24 protein-coding genes are annotated in these 24,883 nt (G+C 65.7%); 15 read left to right on the forward strand and 9 right to left on the reverse strand.

The annotated features are described in order from the left end of the window. Positions 1-61: 61 nt before the first annotated feature. The gene (locus FHT19_RS09905; protein WP_169474789.1) at positions 62-1,189 is read right to left on the reverse strand and encodes a cupin domain-containing protein; all 1,128 of its coding nucleotides are present in this window, start codon (positions 1,187-1,189) and stop codon (positions 62-64) included. Positions 1,190-1,306: 117 nt separating this feature from the next. On the opposite strand from FHT19_RS09905, the gene FHT19_RS09910 reads away from it, so the two are divergent. Both FHT19_RS09910 and FHT19_RS09915 read left to right on the forward strand, forming a co-directional pair. Beyond that, a complete protein-coding gene (locus tag FHT19_RS09910) occupies positions 1,307-2,263 on the forward strand; it encodes a carbon-nitrogen hydrolase family protein (RefSeq protein WP_169474790.1) in 957 nt (318 codons plus the stop codon). 3 nt (positions 2,264-2,266) lie between these two features. Further along, the gene (locus FHT19_RS09915) at positions 2,267-2,929 is read left to right on the forward strand and encodes a flavin reductase family protein (RefSeq protein ID WP_169474791.1); all 663 of its coding nucleotides are present in this window, start codon (positions 2,267-2,269) and stop codon (positions 2,927-2,929) included. Positions 2,930-2,941: 12 nt separating this feature from the next. On the opposite strand, the gene FHT19_RS09920 is transcribed toward FHT19_RS09915, so the two are convergent. Then, complete coding sequence (locus tag FHT19_RS09920) at positions 2,942-3,292, reverse strand: hypothetical protein (protein ID WP_169474792.1); 351 nt, start codon at positions 3,290-3,292, stop codon at positions 2,942-2,944. Positions 3,293-3,330: 38 nt separating this feature from the next. Here FHT19_RS09920 and FHT19_RS09925 point away from each other — a divergent pair, with 38 nt between their 5' ends. The 8 genes from FHT19_RS09925 (at position 3,331) to FHT19_RS09960 (ending at position 12,854) form a co-directional block, all read left to right on the forward strand. Continuing rightward, complete coding sequence (locus FHT19_RS09925) at positions 3,331-4,065, forward strand: autoinducer binding domain-containing protein (RefSeq protein ID WP_248290362.1); 735 nt, start codon at positions 3,331-3,333, stop codon at positions 4,063-4,065. Between the two features lie 94 nt (positions 4,066-4,159). Next, the gene (locus FHT19_RS09930; RefSeq protein ID WP_248290363.1) at positions 4,160-4,819 is read left to right on the forward strand and encodes an acyl-homoserine-lactone synthase; all 660 of its coding nucleotides are present in this window, start codon (positions 4,160-4,162) and stop codon (positions 4,817-4,819) included. Then, positions 4,816-5,673 carry a phytanoyl-CoA dioxygenase family protein gene (locus FHT19_RS09935; RefSeq protein WP_169474793.1) on the forward strand — a complete coding sequence of 286 codons (858 nt, stop codon included), beginning with the start codon at positions 4,816-4,818 and terminating at the stop codon, positions 5,671-5,673. The genes FHT19_RS09930 and FHT19_RS09935 overlap by 4 nt, the downstream gene beginning before the upstream one ends. Continuing rightward, the gene (locus FHT19_RS09940; RefSeq protein ID WP_169474794.1) at positions 5,670-6,293 is read left to right on the forward strand and encodes a GntR family transcriptional regulator; all 624 of its coding nucleotides are present in this window, start codon (positions 5,670-5,672) and stop codon (positions 6,291-6,293) included. Before FHT19_RS09935 ends, FHT19_RS09940 begins: the two co-directional genes overlap by 4 nt. A 225-nt stretch (positions 6,294-6,518) precedes the next feature. After that, complete coding sequence (locus tag FHT19_RS09945) at positions 6,519-7,040, forward strand: RNA polymerase sigma factor (protein WP_169474795.1); 522 nt, start codon at positions 6,519-6,521, stop codon at positions 7,038-7,040. Beyond that, positions 7,037-8,047 carry a FecR domain-containing protein gene (locus FHT19_RS09950; protein ID WP_169474796.1) on the forward strand — a complete coding sequence of 337 codons (1,011 nt, stop codon included), beginning with the start codon at positions 7,037-7,039 and terminating at the stop codon, positions 8,045-8,047. The genes FHT19_RS09945 and FHT19_RS09950 overlap by 4 nt, the downstream gene beginning before the upstream one ends. A gap of 92 nt (positions 8,048-8,139) precedes the next feature. Beyond that, positions 8,140-10,698, forward strand: a complete 2,559-nt coding sequence (locus FHT19_RS09955) for a TonB-dependent receptor (RefSeq protein WP_169474797.1) — start codon at positions 8,140-8,142, stop codon at positions 10,696-10,698. Then, a complete protein-coding gene (locus FHT19_RS09960) occupies positions 10,698-12,854 on the forward strand; it encodes an Atxe2 family lasso peptide isopeptidase (RefSeq protein ID WP_169474798.1) in 2,157 nt (718 codons plus the stop codon). The genes FHT19_RS09955 and FHT19_RS09960 overlap by 1 nt, the downstream gene beginning before the upstream one ends. Here the strand turns inward: FHT19_RS09960 and FHT19_RS09965 are convergent. The 4 genes from FHT19_RS09965 to FHT19_RS09980 form a co-directional block, all read right to left on the reverse strand. Next, complete coding sequence (locus tag FHT19_RS09965; protein ID WP_169474799.1) at positions 12,843-14,579, reverse strand: asparagine synthase-related protein; 1,737 nt, start codon at positions 14,577-14,579, stop codon at positions 12,843-12,845. The genes FHT19_RS09960 and FHT19_RS09965 overlap by 12 nt on opposite strands. Next, on the reverse strand, positions 14,552-15,211 hold the full coding sequence (locus tag FHT19_RS09970) for a lasso peptide biosynthesis B2 protein (protein ID WP_169474800.1): 660 nt from the start codon (positions 15,209-15,211) through the stop codon (positions 14,552-14,554). Before FHT19_RS09970 ends, FHT19_RS09965 begins: the two co-directional genes overlap by 28 nt. 66 nt (positions 15,212-15,277) lie before the next feature. Then, positions 15,278-15,415 carry a hypothetical protein gene (locus tag FHT19_RS09975; RefSeq protein WP_169474801.1) on the reverse strand — a complete coding sequence of 46 codons (138 nt, stop codon included), beginning with the start codon at positions 15,413-15,415 and terminating at the stop codon, positions 15,278-15,280. A gap of 198 nt (positions 15,416-15,613) precedes the next feature. Next, positions 15,614-15,760: a hypothetical protein gene (locus FHT19_RS09980; RefSeq protein WP_169473149.1), complete on the reverse strand. Its 147-nt coding sequence runs from the start codon at positions 15,758-15,760 to the stop codon at positions 15,614-15,616. Positions 15,761-15,936: 176 nt separating this feature from the next. Here FHT19_RS09980 and FHT19_RS09985 point away from each other — a divergent pair, with 176 nt between their 5' ends. Continuing rightward, positions 15,937-16,356: a thermonuclease family protein gene (locus tag FHT19_RS09985; protein ID WP_348981742.1), complete on the forward strand. Its 420-nt coding sequence runs from the start codon at positions 15,937-15,939 to the stop codon at positions 16,354-16,356. Between the two features lie 444 nt (positions 16,357-16,800). Here FHT19_RS09985 and FHT19_RS09990 read toward each other — a convergent pair whose 3' ends face one another. Beyond that, positions 16,801-17,415 carry a hypothetical protein gene (locus FHT19_RS09990; RefSeq protein ID WP_169474802.1) on the reverse strand — a complete coding sequence of 205 codons (615 nt, stop codon included), beginning with the start codon at positions 17,413-17,415 and terminating at the stop codon, positions 16,801-16,803. Positions 17,416-17,762: 347 nt separating this feature from the next. Between FHT19_RS09990 and hxsB the strand changes: the two genes are divergently transcribed. The 4 genes from hxsB to FHT19_RS10010 all read left to right on the forward strand — a co-directional run bounded on the left by hxsB (position 17,763) and on the right by FHT19_RS10010 (position 22,408). Continuing rightward, positions 17,763-19,166 carry a His-Xaa-Ser system radical SAM maturase HxsB gene (hxsB, locus tag FHT19_RS09995; protein WP_169474803.1) on the forward strand — a complete coding sequence of 468 codons (1,404 nt, stop codon included), beginning with the start codon at positions 17,763-17,765 and terminating at the stop codon, positions 19,164-19,166. Then, positions 19,163-20,248, forward strand: a complete 1,086-nt coding sequence (gene hxsC / locus FHT19_RS10000) for a His-Xaa-Ser system radical SAM maturase HxsC (protein WP_169474804.1) — start codon at positions 19,163-19,165, stop codon at positions 20,246-20,248. Before hxsB ends, hxsC begins: the two co-directional genes overlap by 4 nt. Positions 20,249-20,706: 458 nt before the next feature. Then, a complete protein-coding gene (locus FHT19_RS24760) occupies positions 20,707-20,874 on the forward strand; it encodes a peptidoglycan-binding domain-containing protein (protein ID WP_169474805.1) in 168 nt (55 codons plus the stop codon). 952 nt (positions 20,875-21,826) lie between these two features. Then, positions 21,827-22,408, forward strand: a complete 582-nt coding sequence (locus FHT19_RS10010; protein WP_169474806.1) for a DUF2285 domain-containing protein — start codon at positions 21,827-21,829, stop codon at positions 22,406-22,408. A 211-nt stretch (positions 22,409-22,619) separates the two neighbouring features. Here the strand turns inward: FHT19_RS10010 and FHT19_RS10015 are convergent, their stop codons facing one another. Both FHT19_RS10015 and trbG read right to left on the reverse strand, forming a co-directional pair. Continuing rightward, positions 22,620-23,972, reverse strand: coding sequence for a TrbI/VirB10 family protein (locus FHT19_RS10015; RefSeq protein ID WP_248290364.1), 1,353 nt, complete (start codon positions 23,970-23,972; stop codon positions 22,620-22,622). Continuing rightward, positions 23,969-24,847 (reverse strand): P-type conjugative transfer protein TrbG, encoded by an 879-nt coding sequence (gene trbG / locus FHT19_RS10020; RefSeq protein WP_248290388.1) that lies wholly within the window; start codon positions 24,845-24,847, stop codon positions 23,969-23,971. Before trbG ends, FHT19_RS10015 begins: the two co-directional genes overlap by 4 nt. Between the last annotated feature and the right edge of the window lie 36 nt (positions 24,848-24,883).

Genomic DNA, 24,883 nt, shown 5'->3' on the forward strand with positions numbered 1-24,883 from the left:
TTGGATCAGGTGCAAAGGCTGCGAATGGTTTCGGCGCCATCTGCGCCGGCCGGTTGTGGCGTCAGGCCAGTACGGGCTGGTGCCCGCCGTTTTCGGCCAGGGCTTCCTCGCGATAGAGGCCCAGCGCGCGCATCACGGGCAAGTCGTTGAACGTGAACAGGCAAGCGTCCTCACGGTCGGAAGCATTGGCATGTTCGTGCCAGGCCCAGGCCGGCACCACGAAAATGTCGCGCTCCTGCCAATCGAAGCGCTGGCCGTTGATGATCGACCAGCCGCGGCCCTTGGCGCATTGGTAGACGAAGCTGCCGGTCTGGCGGTGCGCCTTGGTCCGCTCGCCGGGGCGCAGCATCTGCATCGAAGCGCCGATCGTCGGCATCACCGGGCCGCCGGTATGGGGGTTGACGTATTCCATCATCACCCCGTCATAGGGTGAACCGTCGGTCACCCGCGCATAGTTCGAGAGGGCCTCGTAGGTCGGCGCCCATTCGTATTTCAGCAGCGGCGAATAGGCCTTGGACCAGGCCATGCCCGCCGGGCGCAGGCCGGTGCCGGCCCAGGTGGCGGTAGAATCATCGACCGGGTGCGAGACGGCCTGCTGCAAGTCCGGATGGACTTCGTAGAAATTGGCTTCCAGCGCGTTCATCAGCGGAATGTCGAGCCCGTCCTGCCAGATGCACGCGGTGCCGTCCTCGGCCACCCCATGTTCGTGCCAGGTGCCGTTGGGCGTGAGCACGAAGTCATTGGCACCCAGCGTCATCTTGTGCCCGTCCACATTGGTGAACGCGCCCTTGCCCTCCATGATGAAGCGCAGCGCCGAGGCCGAATGGCGGTGGCTCGAAGCCAGTTCGCCCGGCCCCATTACCTGTAGACCGGAATAGAGCCAGCCGACCGCCGCCACCACATCGGCCCGCCCCGGATTTTCCAGATAGACCACCCGCCGCCCGGCTTGCTCGGGTGTGACAAGGTCGAGAGCGCGCATCACGTCGTCACGCAATTCACGATAGCGCCAGATATAGGGGATTGAGGTCGAGACCGGCTGCCACGGCTCGATCTTGTTGGCCACCGTCCAGAGCGCCCCAGTGCCCAGTTCGCGCAGTCGCCCGTAATAGGCCACCAGTTCGGGCGTATCGGCCACATTGGCGCGACCGATCATGTCCTCACGGTACTGGTCGTAACTTTCCGTGGCCATGGTCCGCCTCTGCAACTGGTTTCCAGAGGCCTAAAAGAATTTGGAGAAACTGTCAAATGCAAGTATTATCGACTGCGAAGAGACCAGATTTCCTGAGTTTTCCAATGCGGAGCGCCAATGAATCAGCCCTCTTGCCACGCGGCCCCATTCAAGGCCGCCGTCGTCCAGGCCGCCTCGATTCCTACCAATTCCATGGCCTCGGCCGCCAAGGCCGCCGACCTCGCGCGCCAGGCTGCAGCCGGCGGCGCCAGCCTGATCGTGTTTCCCGAAGCGTTCCTGGGCGGCTATCCCAAGGGCGCTTCGTTCGGCACGCCGGTCGGCATGCGCAAGCCACAGGGCCGTGACGATTTCCGCGCCTATCACGCCGCCGCCATCGATCTGGACGGACCGGAAGTGGCGCTTTTGGCCGAAGCGACAGCCGAAACCGGCGCTTTCGTGGTGATCGGCGTGATCGAGCGTGATGGCGGCACGGTCTATTGCACCGCGCTGTTCTTCGACGGCAAGAAGGGCTTGGTGGCCAAGCATCGCAAGCTCATGCCCACCGGGGCCGAACGCCTTATCTGGGGTTTCGGCGACGGGTCGACCCTGCCGGTCATAGACACGCCGCTGGGCCGCATCGGCGCGGTGATCTGCTGGGAAAATTACATGCCGATGCTGCGCATGGCGATGTACGATCAGGGCATCACGCTCTATTGCGCGCCAACCGCCGACGATCGCGACAGCTGGGCCGCCACGATGCAGCATGTCGCGCTCGAAGGCCGCTGCTTCGTGCTCTCTGCCTGCCAGCACATCACGCGCGGCGCCTATCCGGCCGATTACGACTGCGCGCTGGGTGACGATCCCGCCACCGTGCTGATGCGCGGCGGATCGTTGGTGGTCGATCCGCTGGGCCAGGTGCTGGCCGGCCCGGACTTTTCCGGCGAAACCATTCTCTATGCCGATATCGAGCCCGGCCAGGTCTTGCGCGGCAAGTATGATTTCGACGTGGTTGGTCACTATGCGCGCCCTGACGTTTTCGAACTCGCAGTCAATGTCGCGCCGCGCCGGGCGGTTTCGCGTATCGGCGGGGAATAGGTCATGGAATTCGATTTTGCCAAAGTCAGCGCCGCCGATCGCTACAAGCTCATGGGTTCATCGATCACCCCGCGCCCCATCGCGTGGGTCACCACTGTCTCCGGGTCAGGCGTGCGCAATGCCGCTCCATACAGCTTCTTCAACATGATGGGCGCCGATCCGCCGCTGGTCGCACTGGGCATGATGCGCCGGCCCGACGGCAGCTACAAGGACAGTGCTGCCAATATCCTGGAAACTCGCGAATTCGTGGTACACCTCGTCTCCGAGACCGACAGCGCGGCGATGAACTTTACCTGCATCGACGCACCGGCCGAATTCGACGAACTGACAGCAGCCGGTCTGCCCACACTGCCGTCCAGCGCGGTCGCCGTACCACGCATCGCCAGCGCGCCCGTTGCGATGGAATGCCGTCTCCATGAAGCGGTCGAAGCCGGGTCGACGACCATTGCCATCGGCAAAGTGCTTCGCTTCCATATCGACGATGCCTTCATCGACCCCGAGCGGCTGCACGTCGACACATTGGGCATGAACCTCGTGGCCCGCGTTCATGGTGCCGGCTGGTACGCACGTACCACCGACCTGTTTCAGATGACCCGCCCCACTTTCGAGCAATGGGCTGCCACGGCGGGGGAAGAGGACCGGGATATGGCGACACCCCCGCGTTAAGGCCGCGGCCAATCAATCCAGCCAGCCAAACGGTCCTTGTCTTTCCACAATGGTCGCTGCGCCAGTGGCCATTACCAAGCGCGCAAGATCGGATACCATTGGACAGGCGTGTTTCACCAATCCGGTTCTTATCGAAACCGCGTTCTTGATGATTTTTTCTTTTCCGACACCATGATACGATGCGCCCGCGCAACCGTAGGGAGAACAGGCGATGCCACGCCGAACTGCTCGCCCGCCGTGATAAGTTCGATCGGGCATAGCAAACGTTTCCTGCAACTGGGCAACACGGCAGTGTGGAACTTTGCCGACAATGCTCCTTTTCAGGCGATCACGATTGGAGCTTGGGCAGCCGATCCGTGCCATCGCGCGGTCAAGTCATGCCTTTGCATCTCACCGAGGAATTGTCCCACGACATCACCCAAGCGTTTGATCTTTCCAATTTGCATAGCGTCGTGCAGCGGGCCAGCAGGCGCATGGGCTTTGACCATTTCGCGCTCAATTTCGATCTTCATCAGCATCACGCATCGCCCGATGGCGTGCTGCTGCACGACTATCCCGATACCTGGGCGCAAGTCTATGTGGCGTTCGACCTGGCCGGCCAAGATCCGGTAAGGCGAGCGTGCGACAAAAGCCTGACCGGTTTTGCCTGGCGGGACCTGCCCCATCTCATCCCCATGACCAAAGGCGATCGCCAGATGCTGGCCATAGGTCGCGAGCTCGGCCTTGCCGATGGCTATACCATCGGCCGGCATCTTCCCGGCGAATCAAGCGGCTCCTGCAGTTTCGTCGTGCGCGCCGAGCGCAGCCTGCCACAAGGCATGCTGATGGTTGCCGAGCTGCTCGGCGCTCTCGCCCTCGCCGCAGCACGCCGCCTCACCGTCGGACCAGCCACGCCGCCGCCGGTCCGGTTCACGGATCGCCAGCGCGAGTGCGTGCTGTGGGCAGCGCGCGGCAAGACGGCCTACGAAACCAGCATCATTCTAGGGATCAGCGAGGAAACGGTCATCCAGCACCTCAAGATGGCGCGTGAACGCAGCGCGCTGCATTCGCGCTCCGAACTGACGTCCTTTGCCCTGCTCTGTGGTTTCATCGGCTACCAGGACATTTTCCCGTGGTGGTGGCGCGCGGAGCGGTGATCCGGCTGACCGAAAAACCGGCCGCAGCATCCCCATTCCTTGGTATGGCACGCTGCGCTACGACATGTTGGGATCTGGTCATGCCACAACGGGGATGACCACCATGCTGCCCAACCTGATGCCTTCGCAGACCCGACCAGTGCCGCAAGCCCCGGTGCCCACCGATGTCGAGACAAAAGCGTTGCGTGCGATGTTTGCCGCCCGCAAGCGCGTCTTCGTCGATCTGCTGGGATGGAACCTGCCGGTTGTGGCCGGTCGGTTCGAGGTCGACCAGTTCGACAACCCTTGCGCCGAATATCTCGTCCTTGCCGATGCGGAGGGGAACCATTGCGGCTCGGCGCGGCTGCTGCGCAGCGACGGCCCGCACCTGCTGGGAGAGATCTACGCCCATCTGTGCCCAGCAGGCGTGCCCTGCGGACCGGACATCCGCGAGATCACCCGCTTCTGTCTCGATCCCGCGCTGGGCGCCGCGGCAAGGCGCAAGACGCGCAACCAGCTTGTCACGGAGCTGGCCGAACACGCGCTAGCCCACGGCATTGCTGCCTATACCGGTATCGCCACCCGCGTCTGGTTCGAGCAGATTGTCCGATTCGGCTGGGTGTGCCGCAAGCTCGGACCTGACGGGGACCTGCGCGGCAGTGATCTCGTCGCGTTGCAGATCACGATCGACGCCCACACGCTACCCGGTCTGATCGCCGGCGGGGTCTATGATCGGGCGGACCATGTATGCCACCGCGCAGGAGACCTGGCATGACCGACGCGCGACTGGCAGCCGATCTCACCGCGCTTGATCGGGACGGTTTCGTCATCGTGCCCGATGCCCTGCCGCGCGCAGGAATTCGCGCGCTGGATCGCGAACTGGCGGCGCATTTTGCGGGAACGCCTTTTGCCACGGGCGACTTCTACGGCCACAAGACCAAGCGTTTCGGGCGCCTGCTGACCCGCGCCAAGCGCGCACAGGACCTGGTGCTCTGTCCGCATATCCTGGCACTGGCCGAGGCCGTGCTGGGCACAGCCTGCGAACGCATCCAGCTCAATGTCGCCCAGGCCATCGCGATCCATCCAGGCGAACGCGCGCAATTCCCCCATGCCGACCAGGACATGTGGGGCGGGGTCAAAGGAACCCACGAGTTCCTGCTCAATGTCATGTGGCCGCTGACCGCGTTCACCGCCAGTAACGGCGCGACGCGGCTCTATCCCGGAACCCACCGCACGCCGCCGCAAACGCTGGCCGACCTGCCCGCCCCGGTGATCGCGGCCTGCCAGCCCGGTGCCGCGATCTGCTTCCTCGGATCGACGGTCCATGGTGGCGGCGCCAACACCGCGACGAAACCGCGTCGGGGGATCGTTGTCGGTTACAGCCTCGGCTGGCTCAAGCCTTATGAAAACCCGTTCCTCGCCTACCCACCCGCAGTGGCGCGGCAGTTTTCGCGCCAGCTGACCGACCTCCTCGGCTACGTCCAGCACCGTCCCAATCTTGGCAATTTCGAAGGGCAATGCCCGTCATTGCTACTCGCAGACACTGTTCCAGAAGCACTTGGCGCGATAGACGCGTTGCGCCCTGACCAGGCGGCCATGCTCGCTGCATTCGCGAGGAATGGCGCTTGAGCCCGGCCCACGTCTTCGAACCGACCTATCGCACCTTGCGCGAGCGCTTACTGACGGCGACATGGCCAGCAGGCACGCGGCTGGAGAGCGCCCGCCTGGCCGCCATGCTGATGGTCAGTGCCACGCCGGTCCGCGACAGCCTCAATCGCCTGCTTGGCGAAGGCCTGGTCATGCTTCATCCTGGCCTCGGCTTTCTCGTACCGCGCCTGCTCGAGCAGGATGTACGCGATCTTCTTGCCTGCCAGCACCGCCTGCTCCTGATTGCTTTGGAAAGCGCCTCTTTCGCAAGGCAGAGCGACGCCGCAACCCATCGGGACGACGCTGCTGAAGAGCATTCGGCAACGCGCCGGCGCGCGCTGATTGCCAGCATCGCCCTGGCCTGCAACAACCGGGCCTGGGCCGACCTTGCGCACCAGATCGAGGATCGCCTTGCCCCGGTCCTTCACCGCGAAGCGGACGTGCTGGATGATGTGGCGGCCGAACTGGACAGCCTGGAGAACACCTGGTCGCGGGCCCGGAGCGGCGCCACTCCAGCGACCACGATGGTTCCGCTGCTGGACGCCTATGTGCAGCGGCGCAGCGGTGCGGCAAGCGCCTTGCTCGTCCGCCTTGCCGGCTGAGCGCTTGTCAGCCCAGGAGCCCTGCGGCATGATGGCGCTGGTTGCCGATCGCTGGCGCGGCAATCTGGGAATGGCTCCCGTCAGACATCATGCACGCCTGACCAAGCGGTCGGGCGGCTGCCGTGCCACCGGGATTGGCTTCCCTGTGGTGCCTTGGCAGCACAGTCCTGAACCGCATGACGCGCCACCCGGCGCGTCGTTGGGTATGCCGGCACGGGAACGACCGTGTCTTCATCCTCGGGGCGCCCCGCCCCGACCGAAACCCTGCTTGGCCGCGCCTATCGCGCGGAACGGCGCGGTTTACTGCGTTTCCTGCGCCGCAAGGTCGATCCCGAGTTGGCGACCGACCTGCTGCACGATGTGTTCGTACGCGCCCTCGGCAGTGCCGATGCGGATCGTCTGGCCAATCCCGCAGCATTCCTGCGCAAGGTCGCCGGCAATCTGCTGATCGACCGGGCGCGCGGCGCGGCGCGCCACCCTGCCCCGCTGGCCTTGGCCGAAACCCAGGAGCCTGCCGTTGCGCCGGAACAGGGACTGGCGCTCGAAGCGGCCGAACTTCTCGCCTTGTACGAAGCAGCTGTGGAACAGCTTTCACCACGCACCCGCGAAGTCTTCCTGATGCACCGGGTCGATGGCCATACCTATCGCGAAATCCATGAAGCGCTTGGCATTTCCGTGGCAACGGTCGAATATCACATGATGAAAGCCCTTGCCGCCATTGCCCGGGCCGTGGAGCCGGCACGATGACCACCGATCCGCCAACCAGTCCCGATTTCGACGTGATCGAGGAAGAGGCGATTGCCTGGTTCGTGGTACGCCAGGACGCCGAAGGGTTCACCCGCCAGGAAGAATTCGAACGCTGGCGCGCGCGCAGCGCAACCCATGCCGCAAGCTACGCCCGTATTGAGCGGCTTTACGGCGATGCCGCCATCCTGCAGGGGTCGGGTCGCTTTGGCAAAGGCCGCAACGCGCCGACGGTGACTGCTGCCGTAGCGCGCCATTGGCGCGTGCCGCTTGTTGCTGCCCTTGCCGCGCTCGTAGTCGTCGGCCTCGGGTTGCTGTTGCACATATGGTCGGGAAGAGAGGCGCCTGCCTTGCAATCCTCGCCGGCGCAGGTGCTCGCCAGCGACCGCGGCGCAATCCGCAGCATCCGCCTGGCCGACGGCTCGACCATCACTCTCGATGCCGCCAGTCGGGTGGATGTCCGCCTGAGCGAAAGCCAGCGCCGCTTCGCACTGGTGACCGGTCGCGCGCGTCTCGATCTGGTAAACGACGGTCGCCCGTTCATCGTTACCGCCGCGCAGGAAGAAATTGCCGGGCAGGCAGCGCTGCTCGATGTCGAGACCACCGGCGAAGCGGGCCAGGCCGTGCTGTGGCACGGCGCCGCCCAGGCCCGGCCGCTCTGGCATGACGCCACGTTTCGGCCGGATACCGCCGTCCTGCGCCCTGCCACCGCACGCGCCCTTGGCCCCACCGCCGGTCGCCAGGCGGCGCCGCGCGATGCGGTAGGCAGCCGCGACTGGCCGAGCGGCTGGGCCGAATACCGCGCGCTGCCGCTCAGCACGCTTGTCGAGGTGGTCAACAGCTATGGCCACATGCCGTTGCAGATCGACGATCCCGCCATAGCCAGCGAGCTTGTCTCCGGTCGCTTTCGCCTGACCGATCCCGACGCCGTGGCGCAGCGCCTGGCGGAGGTGTTCAACCTCGTGGTCAGCCGACGCGCGGACGGCATTCATCTCGCCGCGCGGAAATAATTTTGTCAGCCCCCTAAGGTCCTCCCCGTCTCCGGCGTCGAACCCTGCATCGCACACGCATCAAGCGTGGCCAACGATGAGGGAGTGCAACCATGTCGAGACGTCCCATACCCCTGTCCTGCCTGCTGGCAAGCGCAGCCCTGCTGCTGATGCCGCCAGCCGTCGTGCTGGCGGCCCCGGCGCCGCGCTACAGTTTCGATCTGCCGGCGCAGGATCTGGGCGATGCACTACGTGCGGCCGCCGCGCGCGCCGGCTGGCAGATCTATGCGCCAGCGCAGGCGGTGAATGGCCGTCTGTCGCCGCCGCTGCACGGGACGATGTCGCTGCCCGAAGCGGTCGAAGCCCTGCTCGTCGGAAGCAGTCTTGTCGCGCACTTTTCCGGCCAGACCGTGACGATCCGGGGCGCGGCCGTGACGGATGCGGCGGCGCCAGCGGCAGGCGACGCGCCGATCATCGTCACCGGCACCCGCATTCGGGGCGCGGCCGTCGCGGCGCCGGTGATCCAGGTGTCGCGCGCCGACATCGTGGCCGCAGGCCAGACGGACTTGGGCGAAGCGCTGCGCGCGCTGCCGCAGAACTTCGGCGGAGGCCAGAACCCAGGGGTGGGTTCCGGCGCCGGCACGGCCAACGAAAATGTCAACATGGCCAGCAGCGTCAACTTGCGCGGCCTCGGCGCCGATGCCACGCTCACGCTCCTCAACGGTCATCGCCTGCCGTACGATTCCGCGTTCGGCGGGGTGGACATATCCGCGATTCCGGTGGCCGCGGTCGAGCGGATCGATGTCGTGGCCGACGGTTCCTCGGCTCTCTACGGCTCGGATGCCGTGGCCGGCGTAGTCAATGTCGTGCTGCGGCCCGACTATGTCGGGATCGCCACGTCGACACAGATCGGCACGAGCACCCAAGGCGGGGATTTCCAGCAGCAGGCCGATCTGGTGACGGGCGCGCGGTGGGCTGGCGGCGGCGTCATGCTCGCTTACGACTTTGCCCACAATTCGGCGATTCTGGCCCGCCAGCGCGACTTTGCCGGGGCGTTATCTGCAGACAACACGCTTTATGCCGAACAACGGCGCCACGCCATTACCGCCACGCTGCACCAGGATCTCGCGCCTGGGCTGACACTGCGCCTCGACGGGTCCTATAGCACGCGCGCGTCGCAGACCGCTGGCGGCACCGATGCCTCGCGCACCCTCTACCGCCCACGGGTGACAATGGTATCGCTGGCCCCGGAGCTGACCGCCGCGCTGGGTAGCGACTGGACCGCGCATGTCCTGGGCACCTGGGGCCAGGACCACACCCGGCTCAGCTCGGATTTCGACCTCACCAGCAGCAATCCCTCGATCAACCGCGGGTGCATCTGCAATCGCGCCTGGTCGGCCGAAACCAATGTCGAAGGCCCGCTGTTCCGCACCCCGGGCGGGATCGCGCGCGTGGCGCTGGGCGGCGGCGTGCGACGCAACGGCTTTGCCTATTCGGTCGTGAGCAATGGCGTGACAACGCAGGATTACAACGTCGCCCGATCGAGCCGCTATGCCTTCGGTGAGCTGAACCTGCCGGTCATTGCTCCAGCCAACGATGTGCCCGGTATCCACCGCCTCAACCTTTCGGCGGCGCTGCGGTACGAGGATTATCCGGGCATGGCGCGGATGACGACACCGCGTCTGGGCCTGATCTATGCGCCAGTCCGCGACATCACGATAAAGGCCTCGTGGGGACGCTCGTTCAAGGCGCCCACGCTCTACCAGCAATTCATGGGCTACCAGACCTATCTGCTGCCCGGTGCCTGGTACGGCTTGCCCAGCGGCAATCTGCTGCTGGTCAGTGGCGGCAATACCCGCCTCACGCCCGAGCGGGCGCGGACCTGGCAGGCCGGGGTAACGGTCGAGCCGGCAGCCCTGCCTGGCCTGCGCGTCGAAGCCAGCTATTTCGATGTCCAGTACCGCGACCGGGTGGCCGAACCCTTTCCCGGCAGCATTGCCAGCGCGCTGAGCAATCCCGGCAATGCCGGGCTGGTGACGTATGCGCCGTCAGCAGCAGTGCTGACCACGCTGGTCGCTGGTTCGCGCCCGGCCCTGCTCAACTACACCGGCGCGGCGTTCGATCCGGCGGGTGTCGCGGTGCTGGTTGACGATCGTTACGTCAATATCGCGCGCCAGGCCATCCGCGGGATCGACTTGCGCGCGACCTGGAAAAAGCCGCTGGACGATCGTCGCACGCTGGCCTTCGACCTCGCCGCGGCCTGGCTCGACAGCGACCAGGTCCTGTCGGCCGGCCAGCCGCAAACCCGCCTCGCCGGCGTCATTTTCCAGCCGGCCAATCTGCGCGCGCGCGGCGGCGTCAGCTATGAAGATGCCCGGCTCAGCGGCGCCTTGCATGTCAATTTCATCGGTGCCCTGCGCGACGAACGCTTTGCCACGCCGGTCCGGTTGTCGCCCCAGGCCACGGCAGATCTGGCGTTGCGCTACACGATCTTGCCCGCCCGCCGGTCGGCCGATGATCCCGGCCTGGTGGTGTCGCTGACGGTCAACAACCTGTTCGACGCGCGCCCGCCGGCGATCGGGCAGACCGGGTCGACCGACACGCCGTTTGACTCGACCAATTACTCTGCCGTCGGTCGCTTCATCGCGCTCGGCCTGGCGAGGCGGTGGTAATGGCGCTCGCGCTCTCACTTCTGCTGGCCGAAGCCACCGTGGCCTGGCCTGTCGTCCCACCATCGGTAGCCGACCGCTGCGATCCGCCGGCCATCACGACTTCGGCTGCACCGGCGTCGCGCTTGGTCACGGCGCAAGACCTGGCCCGACTGGTCGATATCGGGCGATCGGACCCGTATGATACGCCGCCGCCGTTTGGCCTGTCGCCGGACGGCAAGACCATTGCCGTGCTCCTGCGCCAAGCCGATCCGGCCCACAACGCCTATTGCCAGCGCCTGGTCCTTATTCCCGCCGTACCGCCGGAAGGTCAGACGGCGGCCCCCCGCGAAATCGACCGTGGCGGCGCTTTCATCCCGGCGACGTACCCGTTGCGCACGTTTCCGGCGCTGCGGGCGGGCTATGGCCAGGTGATCACCCCGCACTGGTCGCCCGATGGCCGGACGATTGCCTATATCAAGCAGACCGCCGGGCCGCCCCAGGTCTGGCTGGTGCCCCGTGACGGCGGCGCGGCCCGGGCGCTGACGGCTCTGCCGGACGCCGTGGAGAACCTCGCCTGGAACGCCGAGGGCACGGCCCTGATCATCGCGACCCGCCCTGCCCTGCGCGCGCAGAGCGAAGCGATCACCGCTACAGCACACGAGGGCTATCTCTACGACGATCGCTTTGCCCCGGAACTGGCCGACCATCCCATTCCCTCGGCTCCGATGCCGCTGGTCTACAGCCATGTCGACATCGCTAGCGGAATCGTCCAGCCGGCAACGTCGGCCGAACAGGCGATACTGGCGCCGCCAGGCGCGCCAGGCCAGCCTCCGCAGGCCAGCAGTGCGACGCGCAGCGCCGACGGTCGCTGGGCCTGGATCGAGCCGATCCATCCCGCATGGGTGGTCAGTGCGCGCCAGGTGGTGATCGAAGCGCCGGCACGACGGGGGCAACCACGTCGATGGCTGTGTCCCGAAGCACTTTGCGACGGCACCATGCATCTCTGGTGGTCGCGCAGTGGCACGACGCTCTACCTCCTGCAGCGCACCGGCTGGGGTCGCAGCCAGACCCGCCTGCTGCGCTGGCGCAGCGGCACGCCGCGCCCCGAACCCGTACTCACCACCGACGATGTGCTGGTCGGGTGCGTCCCAGCTCCCGATGCCCTCTACTGTGCCCGGGAAAGCAGCGCGCACCCGCGCGTGCTTGTTCGTATCGATTGGCGCAGCGGCGCATCGCGCACGGTGTTCGATCCCAATCCGCAATGGGCGCAGTTCCGGCTCGGCCCAATCCAGCGGCTCAAGGTCCGCAATGCTTATGGCGTCGAGAACCATGCCGACCTTGTCTTGCCGCCCGGCCATCGCCGCGGCCAGCGCCATCCCCTGGTCGTCGTACAATATGTCAGCGAAGGCTTCCTGCGCGGCGGCACCGGCGACGAGAACCCGATCCAGCCGCTGGCGGCCCGCGGCTTTGCCGTGCTCAGCTTTGCCCGTCCCACCTCGGTGCCAAGCGTGCGCGACGCGCCCAATGAAACCGAGCTGATGCGGCGCGAGCACGTCGACTGGCTCGATCGCCGCAGCGTCCAGTCGGCTCTGGAGGAAGCGCTGCGCCAGGCCGTGGCTACCCGCACGGTCGATCCGGCGCGCATGGGGATCACCGGCATGAGCGAAGGCACGTCGATGACGCAGTGGGCGCTGCTGAACAGCAAACTGTTCAAGGCCGCCGAGCTGGGCGTCTGCTGCGAGGGCCCGACGATTTACCCGCTGGTCGCTGGTCCAGTGTTCGAGAGACTCGGTCGTCAGCTTGGCACGGCCTGGTTCGAGCCGAATTCGGAGCAAGTCTGGAAACCAATGGACCTTGCCGCCAATGCCGAGCGGATCACCGCGCCGATCCTGATTCAGTCGGACGACAGCGAATATACCAACGCGCTCGATGTCGTGGCCCGGTTCCGCCTCCTTGGCAAACCGATCGAGATGTGGGTCATGCCCGGCGAGCCCCATTTCAAGTGGCAGCCGGCGCATCGCCTGGCAATGTACGAACGGACGATGGACTGGTTCAGCTTCTGGTTGCAGCACCAGCGCGATTGCGACCCGAACAAGGCCACACAGTACCAGCGCTGGCTGGCGATGCCTGGCGCACCCAGCAAAGACGAGGTCACCTGCCTCCCATCACGACCATGAACGCGCCCAGGCCTCGGCTTCGACCAGATCGAGCAAGCGATAGATCCGGTCGTCGTCCGCCTGGGCGTCGAGCGCCAGTGCCGCATCGATGGCGGCAAGGTCGAGCAGCCCCTGCCCGGCCAGCAGGCCATCGTGCAGCATCGCCCGCAGCCGCACCCGGTCCCGCGCAAAGACCGCGCGCATGACCGTGTCCGGTCCGGCCTTGGCGACCCGCCCGGTGATCGCAGCCGGCAGCTCAGCGGCGAACGCCGCGCGCGCGGGCGCGCGGTTGATGCCGCCCTGACACCAGACCCAGCTCGGAATGGCGAGGCAGGTCTCGACGAGCGGCTGGCTGAACAAAGGCGAAAAGCGCAAGGGATCATCCAGGCCATGGACGTGATGCTGCGCCGCCTGGATCAAGCGCAAGTGCGCCCGCGCCCCTGTCGCCGTCATCGGCACCTGCGCTTCCCAGTCGGTCAGCGGCAACGAGGGCGCAGTCTCGCCCGGGCCTGCCAGAAGAGCAAGGTTCGGTGCGCGTGTCGCAGAGCGCTGGCGCCGCCACCATTGCCGAACGATGGCGCGGACCAGGGTCGGGGCGTCGGCGCCGGTCAGTCGGCAGAGGTCGACAAAGATCTGTGCCAACTGGCGCGACGACCCCAGCGCGCGCCACGCATCAAGAAACGGCGCTGCCGAGTGCAAAAAACAGAACACGTTGTCACCGCCATTGCCATCCAACACGCGGGCCGCGCCGACTGCGGCACAGGCCGCACTGAGCTGACGCCGCAACTCGCCGACGAACATCTTGCCCACCGGCCGCGCGCTTCGCGCAAAGCTCGCCTCGCCCGAATCGATTGCGGCGAGCGCGTAGTGCGCCGCGCGCCACGGGACGGCCAGCCGCGCCGCAAGGCTGGCGACATAGGCGGTTTCGTCGCCGCTGGGATCCCGGGTGGACACGGTAGCGCAGGAGAACGGCCGTTGTTCAACTGCCAGGGCCGCGCACACCAGCGAGGAATCGACACCGCCCGAAGCCGCGACAACCACCCGCCCGAAATGCCCGGACCAGGCGCGGACCACCATGCGGGCACAATCCCGCACGCGCTGCGCTGCGGCCGAAGGCGTGATGTCGCCCGACGCCGACAGATGGAGCGCCGGTTGCCAGATCACCTCCTCATGCACTGCCTGCCCCAGACGATGGAGCACGCCGGGCGAAAGTTCATCGACACCCGCCAGGCACGTCGCGCGCTGCCGTCGCTCAGGGTCCTGCAGGAACTGCTGCACGCGGGGCCAGGACACAGGAGTGGCGATCCCCGCCTGCGCGAACAATGCCGGTGCCGTCGCCAGCAGCCAGCGGCCAGAGTCGATGCGCCGATAGAGCGGAAGCAGGCCGGAAGGGTCGCGCAGGATTGCCGCTGCGCCGGTCCGCGGATCAATCAGCACCGCAAACCATGCGCCCCAAGTCTTGCCAACCAACCAGCGCGCCACGGCCGACAGGTCGGCGAGGCCCGGGGCGTCGGCCAGGGGATCGGCCAGGACGCTGCCGCCGCGATCGAAACTGCAGCCTACCAGCAAACCCCAGGCCCCAAGCGAACGGACCGACCAGCCCTCTCCCAGCCATATGCCGCTGTGTGCCGTGCGCAGCTCGCGCAACTGTCGCAGCGGGGAAAGACCTTCGCCAAGCCCGCCGTGCACGGGCAGGGCCAATGCAACCGCCAGCGGCTTTACAGGGCCAGGATCGGGATGAAGCATGCCACAGCCTCGGGCGTGTCGTTGAGCACCATGCGTCCAGCCTGGGCCCAGCAATGGGCCGCGAAGGGCCCCTGCCGCACACCCAGCACGGCATGGGCGCGCCAGCCGCACCGGGCGAGCAGGTCGACCAGCGCGAGGGAACGCGGCAGGCAGCGATCGGCGGCCGTCCGCAGAAAGCAGGCAAACTGAAACCCGCGCACCAGTCGCCCGGCGGCATCATCGCTCCCGATCGGGCGCGATACCGCCTTCGCGGTCAAAGCCGCGAGTTCGTCGCAGAGCGCAGCGAGACCGCGACGCGCCAGAGCTCGCTCGAAGTGCCGCTGACGGCGCAGCGCCCGGGCGGTCTCCGGCAACGGCAATCCGCCGTCAGCCAAGGCACCACAGGGCTGATCCGGCAAGGACCAGCGGCAGGGTTCCAACGGCAGTGGATCGCTGGCCGCCCCTGCCAGTTCGCCAAGGCCAGCAGCAAGTAACGCCGTGCGATCGACAAGGCCGGTCGCAACGAGCGCACAAAATGCCTGGGCCTGCTGGTCGGGAAGACGAAAATAGCGTCCGGTGACGAGATCGAGAAAGATCGGGTCGTCGCCGACGAGGCAGAAGTGCAGGCCCGGCCGCAAGAGTGATGGCGCCATCGCACGATCCTCCGGGCAAGAGGACGCGAGCCGGTCAGGTTCCGGCCCGCGCCCAGGACAGGACGGTCAGTCTTCGACGATGCCGAGCGCGAAGCTCTGCTGGCCGATGCTGGCATCCTGCCGAGCAACCGCTTGGCCGCGGGTCACGGTGGCGACATCGCCGAGGTCGATGACGGCGGTGTCGGTCTGGTCACGGTCATTCATAGTTCAGTCCTTTCCGGTTGACGCGACTCCTTGTGTCGCCCGGACAGGATGTGAGGCCGCTTCCCGCATAACCATTTTATAATGCAGTTATTTTCTGCCTGAAACTTGGGCAGAGCCGGCCTGCTACAGATCATGAGCGGCTGAAGCGCTGGGCAGACTGCCCCCGGCGTGGCCAGGCGCGCCGGGGGCAGCGTCACGTCAACGCGGGCATTTGATGAACTTGCCCTTGGCATCCTTGCACGGCTTCTTGGGTGCCGGTTTGGCGGCCGGGCACTTGATAAAACGGCCTTTGGCGTCCTTGCAGGGTGCAGCATGGACGACGATCGGCGCTGCGGCCATGGTCATGGCTGCGGTCAAAGCGATTGCAAGCTTGCGCATGAAGACACTCCTCGTTGGCGCCCCCCAGTGGGATAGTTACTGCCATTTTGGCAGGATCGCGAGCCTCGAAACGTCAACAACGGTCAAGATCTCGTCCACTGCTCGGACGAACGCTCCGGATCCGAGCGCGTTTGGTGCTATCGATGCTGGTGGTGTGCATGATCCTGAGGCAATCTGCTGACATGCCCAGCTTCCTTGCCCTCGCCGCCGCTGCAGCCCTCGCCCCCTGCCCGCATCCCGTCGTTCATGATGGCGATACGATCCGGTGCGGCGTGGAACGGGTTCGGATCGTCAACATCGATGCTCCGGAACTGGCTGGTTCCGAACGTTGCAGTTCGGCTTCGCGGCGTCGTCTCGCGGGTAGCCGCAATCCGGCGTGGTGCGATGGGACGCTTGGCATCCGCTCGCGGGATGCACTGGCTGCGCTGCTCGCGCAGGGCACCACACGGATCGTTCCGGTGGGCCGCGATAGATACGGGCGTCTCCTTGCCCGGGTCGTTGTCGACGGTCGCGATGCCGGCGCTTACCTGATCGGCATTGGCCTTGCACGCCGCTGGCAGTGAATCTCCGAGACTTCCGGCAATGCCGCGTCCCGACATCCTCCTATCCGGAGGAATTCTGCCATGTGGAAAGGCACTGCCTGCCTGATCGCGGTCATCATCGTCGTAGATGGCGCATCGGCACACCCTGGCGGCGTGGATGGGTCAGGCTGCCATACCAACTGCGGGACGGGTCTGCATCCTTGTCACGGCCATGGGATAATGGCTTGCGAACAGCACCCGCACCGTTGTCTCGGTCCCACCTGCGGCGCGTGCCGCCGGCGCGGCGCCACTTTGGCGCGGCGATCCCCGCAGCCTGGAGTCGATCGGGATGGCGGTGGGCGGGGTAACAGTGAGATTGCCTGCGAGCGCTGAGCAACTCCAAGGCACCAGACTTTGCCATCAGGACTCTACGTCGTTCTTGGCGCTCTGCTGCCCGACAGGGGCAGATTTTAGCCAGGCCAGCTTTCAATCGCGTATGTCGGCGTCCTGCGCGGAGGCTTCGGCAGTTGGCTCGGTCGCCTGTGGGGCGGCTGGCTGAATCGAGCGCACCATTGCCTGCAGATCGCGGAGGCGAAAGTCCACCCTGCCGGGATCCTCGCCGGCGCCTATCGCGGCTTTGAGGTAGCGACCGGCTGAAGTCTCACTTTCGAACCATTTGGCTTCCGGTCCAGACGTCACCGCCGCCGCATCGGCAAGAACCTGCACCGCAGCTTGGTCAAAAGCGCCGCAGGCATCCAGCTTGGCCCAGGAAAATTGCCGCGTGAGAGCATCATAGCAATTCTGGCTATAGATCATTTCGCCAGAGAGGCCTTCGGAGTGGGCTGCCAGAGCAAAGCGCTTGATCGCCAGTTTCACGCTGGCTCGATCAATGGGCATCACCGGCTGCCGGACCTGGGAAGTCACGCCGCTGGCAATGGCCTCAGGGGCAGCCTCGCTCGTAGCGTCATGAGGTTCGCTGGCACTGCCCGAGCATTGGCCGATCGCCCAGGCGAGCAGGCACAACACCACAAAGCCGACGACAAACACGCCATTATCCCGCTTGTTGGGCGGCTGGCTACCCGCTCGGCGGCTGGTGGGCAAGGTGTACTCCCTCTGTCGTGCGGCCATGAACGCAAGGCCGGTTGGGCGTTCGCACCGCTACTGTGCGAGTCACTGCCATGCAACGTAGAAAAATCCATGACCGTTGCCCGAACAGAATCGTAGACAGATTGAGCCTTCGTGTTGCTGAAAGTGGATTGCTCCCGCATTATACCTTGAACAACGCCGGAAGCTGGTGTGGACTTGCCACCTTCATCGGGTGCCACGAAGTAGAGGATTTAACCTGTGCTCTTCTCTAGGCAGTTGGGGCTTGGTCGCATGCGTCATGGCGGTAGGCTCGTCGATCCATTGGTCACGGTTGCAGCGACCATCATCGGATTGCTCGCCTGATGGCCCTGCGACAGTATCAGCTTCCCGCCGGGCGGGCCTTGTTCGTCAACGCTGGTGGCAGTTTCTTCCTGGCATCGCGAGCTGCCTGCATGAGACTGTACAACAGCGCTTTGCTCGACGCCGACCACGACTTTCTCCATTTGCACGGGCATGTTCTGGAGCCAGGCGACAAACTAGGACATGTCGCGCGCGCCTATGCTGAGGCACAGCGTGCAGCGGTATCCCGGCAACTGGACTATCTGATTCTGGTCCCGACATTGCGGTGCGATCTGTCGTGCAGCTATTGCCAGGTATCGCGCGTAGCAGCAACGCAGCCGGGCTATGACTGGAGCGAAGACACGGCAGAGGCCGTGTTGCACCTGCTCGATACGCTTGCGACGTCGCAGATCAAAATCGAATTCCAGGGCGGCGAACCGACGCTGAGGCCGGACCTGGTGCGGCGCGTCATCGAGCGCTGCGCCCGGTTCGACCAGCGCGAGTTCGTGATCTGTACCAATCTTCAGCGCCTCGACGACGACATTCTTGCGTTGCTTGACCACCCCGATGTGTTCATCAGTACGTCTCTTGACGGAAGCCCAGATGTTCATTCGCGCAACCGGACCGGCTCCGCTCAAGCGACTGACCGGTTTTTTGACAATCTTGCAACGGTCGTAGCGCGCTATGGACCCAAAAAGATCGCCGCCCTGCCAACGATTGATCCGGCGGCACCGCCGGATATCGATGCCTTGATCGACAGCTATAACCGACACGGGCTTGAAAGCATTTTCCTGCGACCGATCAATTACCAGGGATTTGCCCGAAAACGGCATCGCGATGCCCGCGAGCAGGGCGACGACTGGCGCGCCTACTACGAGCGGTTCGTCCGCCGCTTGATAGCGCGCAATTGGCAGGACCGAAGCCGCGTACTCGAGGAAGCCTATCTGAGCATAGCCCTCCGGCGGATTTTCCGGCCCGGTACGGAACGCCATGTCGATCTGCGCAGCCCCAACCCGCTGGGGATCGACTACATCGTGGTCGATCACGACGGCGTGGTCTATCCTACCGATGAGGCGCGCATGCTTGCACGGGCCGGCGTGATCGATTTGGCTATCGGGACTGTCGCGGCGGGCTGGGACAGTCCAGCACGCGACTTGCTGAACAAGCACTCCAGCAATTCCGATGATCCTGCATGCCAGACGTGCGCGTTTCAGCCATTCTGTGGGCGGGATCTCGTCGATGACATAGCGCGCTATGGTCGCATCGACCTGCCTCGGCACGAAACGGAATTCTGTCGACGGCACACGCATCTCTTCAGCTTCATTTTCCGATTGCTGTATGAAGAGGATGAAGCCGTGCGCTATTCCTTGGCGCGCTGGCTGCGCCTTCCCGGCACGTTGGCACCTGCGATGGATTATCTGGCATGATTCCGCTCAGCCTGCGCGGCCTCGCCGAAGCCAAGGCGCCCTATGTCGTCCGCTTGAGAACAGCAGCGTGCGGAGAGCCAGGCCCGGACGATGCCCGGTCGGTAGGCCAGGACGACGAGGGCGTCGCATTCTCGGGGAGCAACGGGCTTCTGGCCATCGATGGCGCGAGTGCAGCGATGCTCGATGGCGATGTCGTGCTGGTCGATCCACGCCGACAACGGGTCGAACGCTTGCTGCGTGCCGGATCACAGCACAACACGCTGGTTGTCACGGAGCGCTGCGATCAGCTTTGCGTGATGTGCTCCCAACCTCCCAAGAAGACCCATGTCGATCGCTTTGCGTTGCTCGAGAAAGCATGCCTGTTGGCCGCGCCCGATCTGCTGATCGGTATATCGGGGGGCGAACCGACGCTGTTCAAGGAGGAACTCCTGGGGATGGTCGAGCGGGTTATCAGCGCGCGGCCCGACCTCTCGTTCCACATCCTCAGCAACGGACAGCACTTCACGGAACAGGATATTCCTCGGTTGGCAGCACCTGTGTACCGCCGCGTGAGTTGGGGCATTCCGATCTACGCGGCGACGGCGGGCCTGCACGACGCGATCGTCGCCAAGGACGGCGCATTTGTTGCCTTGCAGAATGGTCTTGCAGTTTTGATTATGGCCGGGGCACGGGTCGAACTGCGCACCGTGCTGGTGAAGGACAACCTGAATGCATTGCCGGAACTGGCTAGGTTCGTGGCGGCCCGCTTGCAGTTTGTCGAAGCATGGTCACTAATGCAATTGGAGCACGTTGGATTTGCAAAAGGACGCTGGGCCAATCTGTTCGCAGACCATCGAGAGGCCTTCGCGCCGTTGGCCGAGGCGATCGATTATGCGACCTTGCACGGCGTGCGCGCACAGTTGTTCAACTTTCCGCGATGCACCGTCCCCGCGGCATATCGTCGGCTGGCCAGGGCTTCGATATCCGACTGGAAGCGCAAATTTCCGGACCGTTGCGCGCCGTGCCGGGAGCAGGTGGAATGCGGCGGGTTTTTCGCATGGCATCCCGATGACCACGCCAACCAAATGGTGCAGCCATTATGAAACGTCGGCGCTTTCTCATTCCCAGCCTCTTAGCGGCGGGGCTCGGCGCGCACGATCCAGCGCGCGCCGCTGGCGATGAACCCGGGGTGGTTCCGCCGCCAACCGATCCCGATGGCGCGAGCCTAGCGCGCCTGTATAGCCAGGACCATCTGTTCACGCTGGCAAGCCATCGCAGCCACAGCAGCCATTCAAGCCACAGTTCGGGCAGCGGCGGTGGCGGCCACTATAGCCACACCAGCCACCGCTCGAGCACGAGTGGTTACGATGGGGGAAGCTTCAGCTACGATCCACCAGCGATGCCAAGCTTGCCCAGGACGCCTTCCTCGTCCCCGTCCCCGCCGAACCAGACCGCGCCCCTGCCACTATTTGCACCATCCGAGCGAGCGTCGCCGCCAACCAGCGATGGCCTGGCCCCTCTCTCGGGTCGTACGCGACGCTTTGCCGCAATTGTCCGAAGAGTGGAACTCGCCCTGCTTGCTCAGGATTTCTACAAAGGGCCGATTGACGGCACTGTGACCCCTGAACTGCGCGCAGCGCTACGGGCGTTTCAGGGCAAGCGGGGTCTTGACGTCACGGGGACGATCACCCCCGCGACGCTGGACGCACTAATGGTTGCCAGCCAGTAAGGTCGCGGGTGGTGCAGATGCCCCGCATGGACTTGGCGCGAGAATGTCTGTGAGCGGCGCGAGCGCCGCACGTTGATATGGCCGCCCAATGCTGAACGTTGCAGCGCACCGCGTCGTGCGGCGCCTTGGTTTCCGGCACGACGAGACCGATGTCGCGGCACGCCTGTTTTTTAAAGAAAGTTGAGATCTCGGGCCCCGACCGCGATTTGCCGGGGACGGGCGCGCCGTTCTGCTCGAGGCCATAGCCTAGGTGGTGGCATGGGCGAGCGTCCACCGGATCGGTCGCTCCGATCGACGGAAATGGAAGTCGATACGCTGCTCGTGGCGAAAGCACCCGCACAGGCCCGCTAGATCATCCCGCGTGATTTGGGACTCACACAGGATGATCTAGGCTTCTGTTGTCGCATCGCTTTTGCGAAAATCCGGTTCCCACTTCTTCGCACGATGCTCTAGAGCGCGCAACGCGACAGCGTGGGGCAAACAAGCCGGGCGGTGGAAGAGCGTGCTTGGGACGCCTTGTCGACACCTTTAGCATCACGCCTGGACATACGCGCCGACCACCCGGCCGGCTGCCGACTATACTGCGGGCCGACGCGTGCGAGACCCGCCCCCTGCGATTTTGCCGCGCGAATTGAACGGTTTGTCTTTTCGCTAACCAGCAACAGCCATGCAGCGCGCCCTGTCGATACCAAGAACAGGGAAGGCCCCTTCCTTCCCTGGGGAATGGCTGAGACCGATAACCATGACCATGCTGCGCCTTCCGTGACAAGGAGCGCCAAGATGGTCGTGCCCGATCCAACCCGTGACTTTGCCGGCTATGCCCAGGAATTCCTGCGCCGGAACGAAGCCTATCGCGCGGCCTGGCAGGGCTTGCGGCGGCAACCACTCGCCCGCAGAAAGGAGCAGGCCCGGGCATGGGGCCTGGCGTTTTCCATTCGATCCCGATGCCACCGTGGCCGCCACGCCCGCATTGTGGCTGCCGGCGTGCCATCCTGCCACGCTGATTCTGGTTGCAGCGCCTGCCGACACGCCGGGGCTGTCGCGCGCGGCGCTCAGCGCCAACCTTCATGCGTCATCACAAGCGCCGACCAGTTCGGGCCAGCATATTGCCGTGCGCGCCGGGAATACCTGGTTGCGCTTGCTGCTGCCGGAAAGACACGTTGCGCCGCAGCTGACCTGCCTGGCCACGCCCGATCGCCATTGGCGGCTGCGCAGTTGCGCACTGGGTCGGCTGCATAGCGTGCTCAATGGTGGACGGATTGCCGTGCGAGAGGCGATCGACCAACCCAGCCCCTATCAGCACCATCGCCTCGACCTTTTACTGCGCCTGCTCGATGCGCGTCGCGCGGCGCCCGGCGCCAGCAAGCGCGATCTGGCCGAAACCGTGGTATTCCCCGGCCGGCATTTCGACCGTGCCATTGCCTGGACCTCGAGCCCGGAGCGTCGTCAGGTCCATCGCCTGCTGCGCGCCGCCGAAGCCCTGGTCGCCGGAGGCTATCGGCAGTTGTTGCAAGCCACCTCCGACAAGGGCTGATGGCGCAACGGCACCACCGGCTGGGACAGCGATCCGCAGCAAAATGCAATAAGACATGGCAGGTACGAGCGGGGCCGCCTAAGGCACGCCTTGCACACCGCGAGAGATGCTTGCCTGGGGCGGGTCTGGGTCGCGCACAGCCGGCGTTGCGTAGGCACCAGGCGCAGACGCCGCCATTATCCGCTAGCAATAGCAGCCAGAACCAGGCGCCTCAGGGCGTATCGCCGCTGACATCGAACACGAGATCACGCGTCACCAGGACGCGCACCGGATAGCCGGGGCGGATCGTCAATGTGGGAGGCACGTCGAGCGCGCGCGCCACGATCTGCGTGCCGGCGCGGTTGACGCTATCCTGCCCACCCTGGCGCAGAGCGCGGACCAGCGCATCGTTGCTATCGCTGCCCCATTCCGCCCCGACCGCGAGCAGCGTCGAGACCGCGGCCGCGCGCATGATCCCGCCCCAGTGAAAATCGGTGCGATCCTCAAGCCCCGCCTGGCCGGCCGGATCCGTGCCAGGCAACCGATCGAGGTCCAGCGAGCGGCCATCGGGCAGGATGAGCCGCGTCCAGACGAGCAAGGCGCGGCGCTGCCCGGCGGCAATGGCGGCGTCGTATTCGCCGATCAGACGTGCGCCTTGCGGTACGAGTACCTGCGCGCCGGACAGGCTGTCATAGACGTTCTGGGTCACTTGCGCGGTGATCTGGCCAGGCAGGTCGGACCGCAGCCCAGTGATCAGCGCCGCCGGGATGACACTGCCGGCCTGTAGCACCGCCGGTCCACCTGGCGGCATGAGGCGCGCTGTCGAGATGGTCGGCGCGTTGGCCGGGCGATCGAGGAAGGCCTGGCGCGCGTCCGTCACCGACGAGGCGGAAGAATGCGGCTGGGCGCCAGGGGGCATCGCCCCGGCAGCTGGTTTCCCGCTAGCGGCACCGTTGTCCGCAGAGCGCTCGGCGTGGGTGACCGCCTCGCCTGCGAACAGGCGGCTCTGGCGCGCGGCATCACGCTCGGCCTGGCGCCGCTGCCGCATGGCGGCGACGCCATTGTCCCCGTTTCCGGCCGGCGGCGCGGCGGGCCGGAATCCGATCTGCTCCGCCATGGACCGCTCGTCGGACTTCGCCGGGCCGTTGCGCTCCGCCACCTTGAGTCCAGCCTGCCCCACATCACCGGGCAATACTGGGGCGAGCCGGGGAACCTGGGTGTAATCGCGCGGTGCCTTGGCCAACAGGTCGCCAGGCTGGGCCGGCGCAACCGGTTGCGGGTCGGCCCCCGAGGATGAGCGTCCGCCCTGCAGCCCAAAGGCAATTGCCAAGGCAACCAGAGCCACGCTCGTGGCCGTCAGGGTGAGGACAGCCTTGCGCGACAGGCGCTCGACGCTTGGCCAAGCGGGACGCAGGCGGACCACCGATGCGGCCGCCGCTCGCGCCCAACCAAGCCAATCATGCGGCTCGGCCACATTGGGCGCTTGATCGTTCTCCATGGGTGGGCATGCGCCGTCGAGCTCGCCATGGCGCGCGTTGGCGACATGCGCCGGATCAGAGCGCTGCGATCGCTCCCGACCGGTCATGGCCGTGCCTTCCTGGCCAGCGCCATGATTGTCACGCGTTGCGCCGATTTGCGATCGCCCAGCCGCAATTCGGCGCGGTCGAACAGGCGATCGACGACCAGGAAGCGACCGGCCACGCGGTAGTTGACGAGTTCGAGCTGCCCCCCTGTGCCGGTGACGAACAGCGGCGGCAGGGTGCTCGCCGCAATGTCATCGGGGAACCCGATGTAGACCCGCTGGCCGTCGTCGAAGACACGAGCGGGTCGCCAACGCGGCCGGTCCCCACCGATGCTGTAGCGGAAATCGAGTGCGCTCGGATCGATGCCCGCCGCGACCGGCGCGGCTCGCTGCGCGGCCTCGGCGCGGACGCGCAGGGCCACGAGCTCATCCTCGGGATAAGTCCACGACACCGCAGCGAGCCAGGTCGACGGTGTCGCGCGCAACTCGAGATAATAGGTGCGCCGATCGGTGTTGATCACCAGGTTGGTGGCAATGTCGTTGCGGATCGGCTTGACCAGAATGTGCACCCGCTGGGCCGACCCAGTGCCGCTGTTGGTATCGCCGATCAGCCAGCGCACGGTGTCGCCGGCCGCGACCGGACCAGTACCCACCAGACGCTCGCCGTCCTGCAGAGCAATATCGGTCACGTGACCGGGACTGGCGTAGACCTGGTAAAGCGCGCCTGCAGCAAACGCATAGCGCTGGATGGCATTGGCAAAGCCCTGTGGGTCGGGCTCGACGCGCGCCGCGCCGTTGGCTTGGGCGACGCGCGCGGCTGCAACTGGGCGCGACGCAACGCCATGATCCGCCGCGGCCACGCTCGCCGCCAGGCTCGCAGCGCCGAGCGGGGCGATCGCCAGCAGCAGCAGCAATGGCGCGATCAGGCACCTGCGCAAACGCATGGAACAGGCAGGCCAGACAACGACATTCGG

Source organism: Novosphingobium sp. SG919 (genome assembly GCF_012932495.1).
GTDB classification, from domain to species: domain Bacteria; phylum Pseudomonadota; class Alphaproteobacteria; order Sphingomonadales; family Sphingomonadaceae; genus Novosphingobium; species Novosphingobium rhizosphaerae.